Source organism: Ectothiorhodospira lacustris, assembly GCF_022227845.1.
Lineage (GTDB): Bacteria > Pseudomonadota > Gammaproteobacteria > Ectothiorhodospirales > Ectothiorhodospiraceae > Ectothiorhodospira > Ectothiorhodospira lacustris.
Window position 1 is genome coordinate 171,714 of the sequence record NZ_JAJNQN010000001.1, and the last position, 12,969, is coordinate 184,682.

Annotated in this window: 14 protein-coding genes; 2 read left to right on the forward strand and 12 right to left on the reverse strand. The window is 62.1% G+C overall.

The window, feature by feature from the left end; all coding sequences use genetic code 11:
* Window positions 1-21: 21 nt before the first annotated feature.
* Window positions 22-1,638 carry a methyl-accepting chemotaxis protein gene (locus LQ956_RS00780; RefSeq protein ID WP_238621976.1) on the forward strand — a complete coding sequence of 539 codons (1,617 nt, stop codon included), beginning with the start codon at window positions 22-24 and terminating at the stop codon, window positions 1,636-1,638.
* Window positions 1,639-1,723: 85 nt separating this feature from the next.
* Here the strand turns inward: LQ956_RS00780 and LQ956_RS00785 are convergent, their stop codons facing one another.
* From LQ956_RS00785 to LQ956_RS00795, 3 genes are read right to left on the reverse strand one after another with little or no spacing between them, the layout of a single operon-like run.
* Entirely contained in the window at window positions 1,724-2,122 is a 399-nt protein-coding gene (locus LQ956_RS00785) for a CBS domain-containing protein (protein ID WP_238621977.1), read from the reverse strand.
* Window positions 2,123-2,136: 14 nt separating this feature from the next.
* Entirely contained in the window at window positions 2,137-2,484 is a 348-nt protein-coding gene (locus LQ956_RS00790) for a P-II family nitrogen regulator (protein WP_238621978.1), read from the reverse strand.
* Window positions 2,481-3,998 carry a DUF1538 domain-containing protein gene (locus LQ956_RS00795; RefSeq protein ID WP_238621979.1) on the reverse strand — a complete coding sequence of 506 codons (1,518 nt, stop codon included), beginning with the start codon at window positions 3,996-3,998 and terminating at the stop codon, window positions 2,481-2,483. Before LQ956_RS00795 ends, LQ956_RS00790 begins: the two co-directional genes overlap by 4 nt.
* 504 nt (window positions 3,999-4,502) lie before the next feature.
* Here LQ956_RS00795 and nadC point away from each other — a divergent pair.
* On the forward strand, window positions 4,503-5,342 hold the full coding sequence (gene nadC / locus LQ956_RS00800) for a carboxylating nicotinate-nucleotide diphosphorylase (RefSeq protein ID WP_238629160.1): 840 nt from the start codon (window positions 4,503-4,505) through the stop codon (window positions 5,340-5,342).
* Between the two features lies 1 nt (window position 5,343).
* Here nadC and mazG read toward each other — a convergent pair whose 3' ends face one another.
* The 9 genes from mazG to LQ956_RS00845 form a co-directional block, all read right to left on the reverse strand.
* Window positions 5,344-6,177: a nucleoside triphosphate pyrophosphohydrolase gene (gene mazG, locus LQ956_RS00805; protein WP_238629161.1), complete on the reverse strand. Its 834-nt coding sequence runs from the start codon at window positions 6,175-6,177 to the stop codon at window positions 5,344-5,346.
* 2 nt (window positions 6,178-6,179) lie between these two features.
* Window positions 6,180-6,746, reverse strand: a complete 567-nt coding sequence (locus tag LQ956_RS00810; RefSeq protein WP_238629162.1) for a YfaZ family outer membrane protein — start codon at window positions 6,744-6,746, stop codon at window positions 6,180-6,182.
* A gap of 61 nt (window positions 6,747-6,807) precedes the next feature.
* A complete protein-coding gene (gene mnhG, locus LQ956_RS00815; RefSeq protein ID WP_430733385.1) occupies window positions 6,808-7,203 on the reverse strand; it encodes a monovalent cation/H(+) antiporter subunit G in 396 nt (131 codons plus the stop codon).
* A gap of 4 nt (window positions 7,204-7,207) precedes the next feature.
* The gene (locus LQ956_RS00820; protein WP_238622555.1) at window positions 7,208-7,483 is read right to left on the reverse strand and encodes a cation:proton antiporter; all 276 of its coding nucleotides are present in this window, start codon (window positions 7,481-7,483) and stop codon (window positions 7,208-7,210) included.
* A 48-nt stretch (window positions 7,484-7,531) separates the two neighbouring features.
* Window positions 7,532-8,008 (reverse strand): Na+/H+ antiporter subunit E, encoded by a 477-nt coding sequence (locus tag LQ956_RS00825; protein ID WP_238622554.1) that lies wholly within the window; start codon window positions 8,006-8,008, stop codon window positions 7,532-7,534.
* Window positions 8,008-9,504, reverse strand: a complete 1,497-nt coding sequence (locus tag LQ956_RS00830; RefSeq protein WP_238622553.1) for a Na+/H+ antiporter subunit D — start codon at window positions 9,502-9,504, stop codon at window positions 8,008-8,010. Before LQ956_RS00830 ends, LQ956_RS00825 begins: the two co-directional genes overlap by 1 nt.
* On the reverse strand, window positions 9,501-9,848 hold the full coding sequence (locus tag LQ956_RS00835) for a Na+/H+ antiporter subunit C (RefSeq protein ID WP_238622552.1): 348 nt from the start codon (window positions 9,846-9,848) through the stop codon (window positions 9,501-9,503). Before LQ956_RS00835 ends, LQ956_RS00830 begins: the two co-directional genes overlap by 4 nt.
* Before the next feature lie 153 nt (window positions 9,849-10,001).
* The gene (locus LQ956_RS00840) at window positions 10,002-10,439 is read right to left on the reverse strand and encodes a Na+/H+ antiporter subunit B (protein ID WP_238622551.1); all 438 of its coding nucleotides are present in this window, start codon (window positions 10,437-10,439) and stop codon (window positions 10,002-10,004) included.
* On the reverse strand, window positions 10,436-12,742 hold the full coding sequence (locus tag LQ956_RS00845) for a putative monovalent cation/H+ antiporter subunit A (protein ID WP_238629164.1): 2,307 nt from the start codon (window positions 12,740-12,742) through the stop codon (window positions 10,436-10,438). Before LQ956_RS00845 ends, LQ956_RS00840 begins: the two co-directional genes overlap by 4 nt.
* Window positions 12,743-12,969 lie beyond the last annotated feature (227 nt).

Sequence of the window (12,969 nt, forward strand, 5' to 3'; positions counted from 1 at the left end):
TGGGTATCCTGGGGAACCAACATGCAACGTATCAACAACCTGCCGATATGGGTCCGCCTGGTGGGGGCCATGTGGCTCATCCTGGTGCTGGCCTGGGGCGGCATGACCGTTTGGACAGTACAGGAGCAGCGAAAAACGGCGCTCCATCAGGCGGAGACCTTCGCGGAAACGATCCATGAGATCACCATGGCCGGCCTGACCACGCTGATGATCACCGGCACCATCAACCGCCGCGCCGAATTTCTGGATCAGATCATCGAACTCCAGAACGTCAGTGACCTACGCGTCCTGCGAGGAGACAATGTCTCCCGACAATATGGTCCCGGCACTGAACATGAAAGGCCTCAGGACGCCGTTGAGCGATCCGTGCTTGAAACCGGCGAACCCTACATGAGCCTGTCGGAGGACCGGTCCGCCCTGCGGGCCGTGATGCCCGTCTTCAACTCTCGCCAGTATCTGGGCAAGAACTGCACCCTGTGCCATGCCGTGGCCCCGGAGGGCGCGGTGCTGGGCGGTGTGAGCCTGCAAATCAGTCTTGCGGACGTGAATACCGCTTCGCGCCGGTTCGGCTTCAACTTTCTTGCCGTCGCCACCCTGATCAGCGTGCCGGTACTGCTGTTCCTGTTCCTGTTTACCCGCCGTTTTGTCACGAATCCCCTGAAGGAAATGACCCGTGGGCTCAAGGGCATCGCCGAGGGCGACGGTGACCTTTCCCACCGCCTGCCCATCCACGGCAAGGATGAGATCGGCCAGGCCTCTGTGGCCTTCAACGCCATGATGGATAACTTCCGCGACCTGATCAGCCGTGTGCTGCAGTCCACCAGCCAGTTGGCCAGGGCCGCCGGCGATCTGGCCTCGGTCACCGAACGCACCAATGACGGCGTCTCCCGCCAGCGTAGCGAGATCGACCAACTGGCCACCGCCATGAACGAGATGAACAGCACCGCTCATGAGGTGGCGCGCAACGCCCAGCAGAGTTCGGATTCCACCCGGCAGGCGGAAGAAGCCGCGCAGGAAGGCAAGCAGATTGTCTCCGGCACCATGAGGCGCATCGAACAGTTAGCCAAGGAGGTCCAGAAGGCGGCCGATGTCATCCGTGAACTGGACAACGGCAGTGAAGAGATCGGCAAGGTGCTGGACGTGATCCGGGGCATTGCCGAACAAACCAACCTGCTGGCCCTCAATGCCGCCATCGAGGCGGCCCGTGCCGGTGAGGCCGGTCGCGGCTTTGCCGTGGTGGCTGACGAGGTACGCTCCCTGGCCAACCGCACCCAGAGCTCGACCCAGGAAATTCAGGCCATGATCGAGCGCCTGCAGCAGGCCAGTCGCCGGGCGGTGACGGCCATGGACGAGAGCCGACAGTCAGCCCAGGCCAGCCGCGACAGTGCCGCACAGGCGGACACCTCACTGGACGCCATCACCCAGGCGGTCACCACCATCAGTGATGTGAATGCCCAGGTGGCCAGTGCGGCCGAGGAACAAAGCGCCGTGGCCGAGGAGATGAACCGCAATGTAACCAGCATCTCCGATGCAGCCGAGCAGAATGCCCAAGGCGCGGGAGAAACCACCCTCGCTTCCGAGCAGCTGGCACGACTGGCGGACGAGCTCCAGGAACTGGTCGGACGGTTCAAGGTCTGAAAACAGCACAGGGCGGACCCATGGGTCCGCCCTGCAGGCAGAGGGCTCAAGTCCGGCCCCACACAAAGTAAAGGGCCGTCACCACTCACACCGGGGCATCCTCCGAGATCTCCAGGATGGACGACACGATGTCATTCATCGTCACCAGTCCCACCAGGGTGTTGTCCCTGAGCACGACGATCCGGCGAATCCCCTGATTCACCATCAGCTTGGCCACATGCTTGACCTCCAGCACCTCCGGCACGCTGATCACCGGCTTGGAGCAGACGTCGTAGACATTGATCAGGTCGATGTCCCCCTCTTCCGCCACGATGGTACGCAGGATGGTGGTGTAGGTGATGATGCCGTAGGCATCGTGCTCATAGCGCTTATCCACCACCAAGGACTTGACCTTGTGCCTGCGCATCTCGCGCATGGCCTCGCGAACGGTGGCGAGAGAGGAAATCATCGCCACGTCCTTCACCATGATATCTTTGACCAGCATGAATTACCTCAGGCTCACAGCTCGTCCTTGAGACGATCTTCGAACTGTTCGATCTGGCGCATGTCGATGCCCGCAATATGCTCCAGAGGGACGGTGAATACTACGCCGTGGCTATGGGACTTCAAATCCAGCTCATCCCGCAGGGCCTTCATCACCGCCAGGGATAGCTTCTTTTCCAGCACCATCAGCAAGACCGACTGGCTGCCCTCGTAGGTCAGACCGAAGAAGGTCTTCTTCTCCTTGGCACCGATCCCCCGGGCATCCACGATGGTGACTCCACCGGCCCCCGCCTGCTTGGCGACATCGATGGCCTTCTCTTCCAGACTATCGGCCAGAATGGCCACCAGAACGGCAAACTTCATGACTGCGCTTCCCTCCACCGGGTGGTGAGTTCAACAGCGATAGCATAGAGCATCACGCTGATGATCGGAAATATGGACGCAAAGGCGATCAGGCCGAAGCCATCGATCAGGACGTTACGCCCCTCGATATGGGTGGCCAGACCAATCCCCAGCGCGGTCACCAGCGGCACCGTCACTTCCGAGGTGGTCACACCACCCAGATCATAGGCCAGCGCCACGATGTATTTTGGGGCCAACCAGGTCAGCAGGATGACCAGGGCATAGCCACCCATGATGTAATGGTGGATGGAATCCCCGGCGATGATCCGGTGCACCCCCACGGTAATCCCCACTGCCACACCGATGGCCACCAGGATGCGGATGGTATTGCCGTTGAGACGTCCCTTGCCCGCCTCCTCCGCCTTCTGACCGATGGCGATCAGGGCCGGCTCCGCCATGGTGGTGGCAAAACCGATGGTGAAGGCAAACAGGTAGATGAAAAAGATCCGATCCAGGGCAATGAGCTGCTCGGCCATGCTCTGACCGATGGGAAACAACCCCAGTTTGAGCCCCACCACGAAGGCGTAAAGCCCGAAGATCACCAGCACGAAACCACCGAAGACCTTATGAACGTGAGCAATGTGCTTGCGAATCACCAGGTACTGGAAGATCAGCACCACGGCGATGATGGGCAGCACGTCACGGAACATGACCAACAGATCCTTGAGCATGCCCAGCAGTACGCTGCCGGCCACCGGTGCCGCCACCTCGTCCAACGTAGCGGTATCCGCCATGGGCGCCACGGCCCCGTTGAGCAGATCAGGGTCGGCAAAGCTGAACACCAGAATGCCGTAGATCTGGACCACGATCATGGGCACCATCACCGCCAGGGCCACCAGGCCGAAACCGTGGGTCAGGGCATTGCGGCCACGCAGGGACACAGCCAGACCGATCCCCAGAGCCGCGATCAGAGGCACGGTGACGATGTTGGTGGTCACCCCACCGGAATCGTAGGCCAGGCCGACGATCTCTTCCGGCGCGAAGAAGGTCACGGCGACCACCAGCAGATAGCCGATGATCATGTACCAGTGCAGGCTGTGGCCCAAAACAATCCGTACCACGCCGAGGGCCACCACAAAGCCCACCGAGGTGGCCACCAGGACCCGGAGCGTGAAGGCCTGGATCCGTCCCTCGCTGATGAATTCAGCCTGGGAGGCCACGGCAATCAGGGCCGGCTCGGCGATCACGGCGGCAAAGCCCAGACAGAACCCGAACACCATGAGCCAGAGTAGCGAACCCTTCTTGGCAAACTCGTTGGAGAGATTCTTGCCGATGGGAAAGATGCCCATCTCCAGCCCCTGCAGGAACAGGGCCACCCCCACCACCACGATGAGCAGCCCCATGATCATGGAGCCGAGCCCCTCGGGGACCTGCTGCATGACCGCGAACTGGAAAAACCCCACCACCAGAATGATCGGCAACAGATTCCGGAAGGAATGGGTGAGTAGTCGGTAGAATTCCTTGAGCTGGTTCAAGAGCGCTTATACTGGTTGTGATGAGATCAGAGGACGCCTTGGCCGTCATTCTCCCAGGGGTGCCCCGGCATTAGCCGTCACTTGCGCAGGGGCGCTCTGGCCGTCACTCCCCCAGGGGTGCCCCGGCATTAGCCGTCACTTGCGCAGGGGTGCTCCGGCCGTCACTCCCGCGAAAGCGGGAGTCCAGGGTTTTCAGTCCGTAACTGGATTCCCGCTTTCGCGGGAATGACGTGTTAAGACCCGGGAATGACGCGTTAAGACCCGGCAACGACGTGCCAAGACCCGGCAATGACTTTTATTCAGGCTCGGGAAGGCTGTTAAGGCCTGGAAATATCTGGTTAAGACTCAGCAATAATCTGTTCGGAATGCCCCTAGCATACTGCAATCCGGACAATCTGTGATGCTATTAGAACACCGCCGCGCCACTCCGTTATCTCCTCATGCAATCGGGCATTTGCGGTATGCTTGCCCCCTGACCGGAGCATCCAGGATCAAACGGCGACCATGTCCCTTAATCTGCCCCACGAAATCATTCGCGAATCCGTCAAGCTAGCCCTGATCGAAGACATCGGTACCGGTGATCTCACGGCCGAATTGATCCCTGCCCGAACCCACTCCCGGGCATATGTCGTCTGTAAGGAACAGGCCATCGTCTGCGGGCAGGCCTGGTTCAACGAGACCTTCAGGCAACTGGACCCGGCAGTGGAGATCACCTGGCATTGCCGGGAAGGCGCGGCGGTGGAACCCGACACCCGGCTGTGCAGTCTGAGCGGACCGGCCCGGCCCATTCTCACGGGCGAACGCACGGCGCTGAATTTCCTGCAGACCCTGTCGGCCACGGCCACCCGGACCCGTCGCTATGTGGATGCCGTGGACGGAACCCCAGCCAATATCCTCGACACCCGCAAGACCTTGCCCGGCCTGCGCCTGGCACAGAAATACGCCGTCAGCTGCGGCGGCGGCATGAACCATCGCCTGGGCCTCTACGATGCCATTCTGATCAAGGAGAATCACATCATGGCCGCCGGCTCCATCGCCCGGGCCGTGACCCAGGCCCGCGCCCAGCCGGGTAACGTACAGGTGGAAGTGGAGACGGAAACCCTGGACGAGGTCCGTCAGGCTCTGGAGGCGGGCGCCGATGTAATCATGCTGGATGAGTTCAATCTGGAAGGCATGCGGGAAGCCGTGGCCCTGGTGGCCGGGCGCTGCAAGCTGGAAGCCTCCGGTGGCGTGGACCTCTCCAGGATTCGTGAAATCGCCAAGACCGGCGTGAATTTCATCTCCGTGGGTGCCCTGACCAAGCATATCCAGGCAGTGGATCTGTCCCTGCGGCTGGAGGCCTGATCTAGCCCACCCGGGCCTTGGCCATCTGCCAGAGGGCTTCCAGGGCCTCCAGGGATTCATCCTCCATGCGGCGGTCTTCCCGGGCCAGGATCTCTTCCATAAAGCGGAAACGGCGCTCGAACTTGGCATTGGTGCGCCGCAGGGCCGCCTCCGGATCCACTTTCAGGTGCCGGGCCAAATTGGACACGGCAAACAGGACATCCCCCAGCTCATCCTCCAGGCGGGCATGGGGCGCACCGGCACCCATCTCCGCCCTGACTTCGTCCAGTTCCTCATGGATCTTGTCCAGGATGGGGGCGGCATCGGCCCAGTCAAACCCCACCCGGGCGGCACGTTTCTGGATCTTGGCCGCCCGGACCAGGGCCGGGAGCGTCAGCGCGATGCCGTCCAGGATGCCCGGCACCGGCTCATTCCCGCTGCGGTCGCCCACCCCTGCCCCCTGACGGTCGGCCCGTTCCCGGGCCTTCTCCGTCTCCCAGGCCGCGTGCTGGGCGTCTTCCGAATCAAACCGGACACCGGCAAAGACATGGGGATGACGACGAATGAGCTTCTCCGCCAGGGTGCGGGCCACGTCGTCGAAATCGAAGCGCCCCTCCTCTTCCGCCATCCGGGCATGGAACACCACCTGCAGCAGCAGATCCCCCAGTTCCGAGCGCAGCTCATCAAAGTCGCGCCGAGCAACGGCATCGGCCACTTCATAGGCCTCTTCCAGGGTGTGGGGCACGATACTGTCGTAGGTCTGCTTCAGATCCCAGGCACAGCCACGCTCCGGATCCCGGAGCCGTGCCATGATCTTGAGGACTTCGTCCAATGCGGCGGAAGATGAGGGTTTCATGACTAGAAATTAAAACGGATGCCGAAATGGATGTTGTCATCCAGCTTGTAGTTTTTCTTGCTGTCCAGATCCGTCGCGATCCGGCGATAGCCGATGAAGCCGGCGGCTCCCGGGGTCACTTCCAGTTCATAGCGGAGGGCGATATCCCACAGATCATCCGCGTCGCCGAAGCTGGTGACGGGCGGGGCGTAATAAGCCTCCAGAGCGAAATACATGGGGGTGTTGGCCGGAATCGTATACCTCACCTCGCCCCCCAGACCCAAAGACTGGAATGTCTCATCCGGCTCATCAACAAATCCCAGATACAGCTTGCCGCCCACGCCGAAGGTCAGCGGCTGTTCTCCGGCGGGCACGCCCCGCACATTCATGCCGGTGGTCAGCATGTAATCACTGTCGTCATTGAAAAAGAGACCGAAAAACAGATCGGCGCCGCCGAATCCAATGGCGCTGGAGTCGGTGATGAAGTTGAACTGAGCCGTTTCCTTGCTCAGGTAGATGTCCAGGGTATGGGCCGAGGCCACGGGGGCCATCCCCATCAGACAGGCCGCCGCCAGCAGTTTTACGCGCATAGAGATGTTCCAGTGAGTGTTTTAAAAAGTCAGGACGGATCTGAAAATCTTCACGTCGATATCAGCCCTTGGGCTGTTCATCCCGGGTCTTGCTCAGCCCCGGGGGAGACATCAGTGTCTGGGTCTTGTGGTCGTAACGCCCCTTGAGTTCGTCCTTGATGGTACCCGACCACATGGGCACACCGATGAAATAACCGGCACGCCCGATCAGATGCGCCGCCACCGGCCCGGTGAGCACCAGGAACACGATGATGGCGGCGGCCTTGGCCGCCACCGTCACATCGCCGAAGAATTCCAATCCCACGGCGATCATCAAAAGTCCTCCGCCCAGGGCGCCGGCCTTGGTGGTGGCATGCAGCCGGATGGGCAGATCCGGCATGCGCAAAAGGCCCAGCGCCGCCACGAACATGAAGCCGACCCCGGCGAGCAGGAACAGGCTGATCAGGATCTCCACCAGAAGCTCAGTCATCATCGCGGCTGCCTCCCTTGGCAATCAGGCGGGCAAAGCCCACCGCGGCCAGAAACGCGGTCAAGGCCAGCACCATGGCCACGTCCAGGAAGGCCGTCACCCCGCTGGACAGGGTATAGACCGCGATGAAACCCACGGTCAGGGTCGCCAGCATCTCCAGGGCCACCACCCGATCCGGCAGGCTGGGACCCAGCACCAAACGGAAAAAAATCAGTACCAGGGAAATCCCCAGCACCACGTAGGCAATGAAAATGGAGAACTCAAGCATGGTTGCCCCCGCTGCAGATACTTGAACGCCTGTCACGCCCCGGGCGGCTCATCGCAGCACCTCCAGGGCCCGATATTCCATGTAGCGGATACTCTCGATGACCGCCTCTTCATTTTCCAGATACATCACATGGATATACAGCACCTTACGGTCACTGGACACGTCCAGGCTCAGGGTACCCGGGGTCAGGGAGATGAGATTGGCGACCACGGTGATCTCCGCATCCGTCTTTGCCTCCAGCGGAAACGCGATCACGCCCGGCTTCATGTAGTACGTCGGCGTGAGTACATCATAAGCCACCTTGAGATTGGAGAGGATCAATTCCTTGATGAAAAAGCCGATGAAGCGGATCGCCTTGGGGATCTTGCCGGTATAGGCGGCAAAACCGGGCTGATCCCGCAGGGCCGAGGCCAGGATCAGATAACCCAGCACCAGACCGATGAACAGGTTGGTACCCGTGAAGCTGCCGGTCAGGCCCATCCAGACCAGGGCCAGCAGGATATTCGAGGCCAACGGACCGATCATTATCGTTCCCCCAGGACTGCATCAATATACAGGCTCGGATTGAGCAGCTGATGGGCTGCCGCATCCGCGATCCGGTAGACGGGCTCCGCCCCCAGACCGATGAATACCGTCAGCGCCGCCATCCCGCCGATGGTCAGGTAGAGCACGCCGGAACCGGCGCTGCCGTGGGCCGGGCGGTCGGCATATTCCTCAGGCTGGGCCTTCCAGAACACCTCGGCCCAGATCTTGATCATGGAGTACAGGGTCAGCAGCCCGACCAACAGGGCTACACCCACGATCCACCAGGCCTCGGCCTCCACACCGGCGCGGATGAGGATGAACTTGGCGAAGAATCCGGACAATGGCGGTATCCCGGCCAGAGACAATGCCGGTATCAGGAACAGGATGGCCAGCATCGGATGGGAGCGATACATGCCGCCCAGCTCCTTGAGCTCGTAGGTCCCCTTGAGCCGGTACACCAGACCGCTGACCAGGAACAGATTCGCCTTCACGATGATGTGGTGCATGATGTAGAACACCCCGCCGACGATGGCCAGGGGCGTGAACAGCGCCAGTCCCATGATCATGTAACCGATCTGGCTGATGATGTGGAACGACAGGATGCGCCGGAACTCATACTGGGCCGCCGCCCCCAGCACCCCGGTGAGCATGGTCGCGGCGGCCACCCACAGCAGGATCTCGTGGGTGTAATCCACGTCCTGGGTGAACATGAGGGTGAACACCCGGAACAGGGCATAGACCCCCACCTTGGTCAGCAGGGCCGCGAACAGGGCCGAGACCGCCACCTGCGGCGTGTGATACGAGGCCGGCAGCCAGAAGAAGAAGGGGAAGGCACCGGCCTTGATGCCGAAGGACACCAGGAACAGCATGGCAATGACGGTGATGATGCCCGGATCTTCCGCGTAACTGAGTTTGTCGGCAATATCCGCCATGTTCAGGGTGCCCGTCAGGCCATAGAGCAGACCGATGGCGGACAGCAGCATGGCCGAGGAGACCAGGTTCAGGGTCACGTACTTGATGGCACCTTCCATCTGTGCCCGCTCTCCCCCCAGGATCAACAGAGCGAAGGAAGCCACCAGCATCACTTCGAACCACACGTAGAGGTTGAAGATATCGCCGGTGAGAAAGGCCCCGTTCACCCCCGCCAGCAGCAGATGCAGCAGCGGATAGTAGCCAAAGGCCTCATGGCGCCGGCTCATGGACGTCAGGGAGTAGACCGCCGTGGCAAAACCGCTGATGCCCGCCAGGACCACCATGATGGCGCCGAGCAGGTCCGACACCAGCACGATGCCGAAGGGGGCCTGCCAGTTGCCCATGTGCATCACCAGGATGCCGTCCTGCCAGGTGGCGGCCAGCAACCACAGGGCGGACAGCAGCATGAGCCCGGTCCCGGCCACGGTGGTCACGCGCTGGGCAAGACGCCAGCGCCAGAGGATCAGCGTCAGGGCGCCGAAGAACAGGGGAATGATGACCGGCAACGCGACTTCTAACCTCATGTGTCGGTATCCTTCATCTGGTCCATGTCGTCAGCCTTCACCACCTCGTAGGCACGGTGGATCAGCACCACCGCAAAGGCCAGCACCCCGAAACCGATCACGATGGCGGTCAGGATCAGGGCCTGGGCCAGGGGATCGGCCACCGCACCCGCCGGCTGCATGGCCCCTTCAGGCACCAGGGGCGGCGCGCCGCGCAACAGGCCGGCCTGGGTGAACAGCAGCAGGTTGGCGGCGTTGGACAGCAGCACCAGTCCGATCACCAGCTTGACGATGGAGCGGCGCAGCATCATGTAGATGGCGGCAGCGAACAGGCCACCGACCGTGAACGCCATCAGGGTTTCCATGGGCGATCTCCCGTGAAGCACCTGCCCGGCGCCGCACTCTTCAGTGCAGACCGCAGGCTCCGGCGTTCCAGACTCGTCTTGTGGGTCCGGCGTTTCGAGAACATGTGATTACCGCTTTGAATGCGTGAATGGTATGGAGCACCGGGACAGCGATCAGTCTTCCGCCTCGGCCAGGGACAGCAGGATCAGCAGTACCGCGCCGATCACCACCAGATATACCCCGACATCGAACAGCAACGGGGTCCCCACCTTGAGTTCACCCAGCACCGGCAGGGTCAGTTCAAGCCACTGGGAGGTAAAAAAAGGCTGCCCCACGAAGACGGCCGGCACCCCGGAGATCACCCCGAACAGCAGACCCCAGCCCAACAGATCCCTGGGTTCGAAGCGCAACACCCGCTTGGCGCTGCGGATATCCAGAGCGAACATGTACAGGGCAACGGCGGAGGCCGCCACCAACCCGGCAATGAAGCCGCCCCCCGGCTCGTTATGGCCGCGCAGCAGCAGGAACACGGAGAAGATCAGCAGCAGCGGCAGCAGAAAATGGGCCGCCGTGCGCAGGATCAGCGACTGCAGGGCGAATTGTGAGTTCATTTCCGGTCCTCCGCGCGGAACTTGATCATGGCGTAGACACCTACCGCGGCCAGGGCCAGCACCACGATCTCACCCAGGGTATCCAGCGCCCGGAAATCCACCAGAATGACGTTGACGATATTGCGGCCATAGCCGGAGGGCTGGCTTTCCTGAATGAAATACTCGGAAATGCTGTCCGCATACCGGGTGGTGCTGGCGGCCAACTTGAGCACGGCCATCATGGCCCCTACGGCCAGGGCAATGACGGCATCCCGGATCCTCAACACCATGGGTGTCAGACCCAGGAAACCCGGCAGGCGGAACAGGACCAGCACCAGCATGATGACGGTCAGCGTCTCCACCAGCACCTGGGTGATGCCCACGTCCGCGGCGCTGAACAGCACATAGATCAGGGCCACGCAGAAACCCACCGCGCCCAGGGAGACCACCGCGCCCAGGCGGGAGCGGGTGGTCACCGACACCAGGGCCGCCATCAGCAGCACCGCGACGATGAAGGCCTCGTGCACCAGGATGCCGGACAGGTCCAGATCAATGTGCACATGGGTACGGGTGAACAGGGTCACCATGACCAGGCCTACGGTAGAGATCAGGATGGTGAGCAGGTAGTAGCGCAGATAGCCGTTTTGCAGCACCCGGGTCTGCCACTCGGACAGCCACACCATGCCGGCCATGGCCTTCTCGTAGGCGGCCTCGGGGCCGTAGCGATCGACCACCGCCATGAACCCGGTGAACCGGCGGAACCGTTCCCAGTTGAGATAGAGCAGCAGGCCCAGCGCCAGACTCACCCCGCTCAGCAACAAGGGCAGGTTGAAACCGTGCCAAAGCGACAGGTAGGGCGATACCGGCGCACCATACACCGCCGCCGCCGCCCAGGCGATCAGGCCCTGGTCCACCAGCCCGGCGCCCAGTCCGAACAGCAGCCCCAGGGAGGCCAGAATCACGGGACCCGCCAGCAGGGCCGGCGGCGCCTCGTGGGCCGGTGTCTTGGGCGTGTCGACCCGGGGACCATACCAGGGCCGGATGCCGACGATGGCCGCCACCGCCACCACCATGACGGCGGAGACCACAGCAAAGACACTGAGCAGTCCCGCCAGAGCCGGTGCCTCCAGCACCGCCTCGAACAGCAACTCCTTGGCCACGAAACCAAACATGGGCAATACCCCCGCCAGGGACAGGGCCGCCAGACCGGCAAAGACCGTGGTCACCGGCAGCGCACGGCGCAACCCCCCGGTCTGCAGGAAATCCTTGCAGCCCGCCTCATGGTCCAGGATACCCGCCACCAAGAACAGCGCACCCTTGTAGAGGGAGTGGGCCAGCAGGAAGGCCATCGCCGCCAGCATGGCGGTCTCGGTACCCACACCGATGAGCATGGTGAGGGTGCCCAGGGCCATGACCGTGGAATAGGCCAGCACCTGCTTGACGCCGGTGGAACGCACCGACAGGAACACCCCGACGAACATGGTCACGGCCCCGAACAGGCCCAGCAACAGCATCCAGTCCTCGGTGCTCCCCAGGGACGGGTTCAGACGGGCCATCAGATACACCCCGGCCTTGACCATGGTGGCAGAGTGCAGGTAGGCGGAGACGGGGGTCGGCGCCGCCATGGCGTTGGGCAGCCAGAAATGGAAGGGATACTGGGCCGACTTGGTGAAGCACCCCAGCAGCACCAGCAGCAGGATGGCCAGGTACCAGTCGTGCTCGCGGAAGATGTCGCCGGAGGTGAGCAGCTCGTGCAGTTCATAGCTGCCCCCCACCAAGGCCATCATGATCAGGCCGGTGAGCAGGGCCAGCCCGCCGGCCACGGTGACGAACAGGCCCTGCAGAGCCGACTTGCGGGCCTTGGCGTCCTCATGGTTGTAGCCGATGAGCAGATAGGACGTGATGCTGGTGAGCTCCCAGAACACGAACAGGGAGATCAGGTTACTGGACAGCACCAGTCCCAGCATGGAGGCCATGAAGGCAAGGATCAGGACGTAGAAGCGCCCCAGGTCCCGATGGCCCTCCAGATAGCGGCCCGCGTAGGCCACCACGAAGAAACCGATCCCCGAGATCAGCAGGGCAAAGAGCAGGCTGAGGCCGTCGACGAGGAAGGTGAGCTGGATGCCGAGACTGGGAATCCAGTCGTATTCCAGAATGATCCGCCCGCCGTCGGTCTCGCCCAGGGCGGGCAGGAAAGAGGCAAAGTAGATGAATAGCACCGCCGGCAGAGCGGCCAGCGCCCAGCCACTGTGGCGACCCAGGCCCCGATGCACCCAGGGCGCAACCGCGGCAATCAGAAATCCGGACAGGACGGCAAGCAACATGGGTTGTTTGATGGGCGATTCAGCAAGGCCCGGCGCCGTCTTCGGCCCCGATATCCCCTGCCCCGCGTCAAGGATCGACCGCGGATGCCTCCCTCCTCCAAGTTGAACGTGGATGGATAGAACACCGCCCCCAAAATCGGGCAGGCGAAAGTCTTGCGGCACACGCGTCCGTGCATCCGCTCTCAGGCACGTTTTATGCTAACCAAATTTGCTTTTTATTTGCAAAC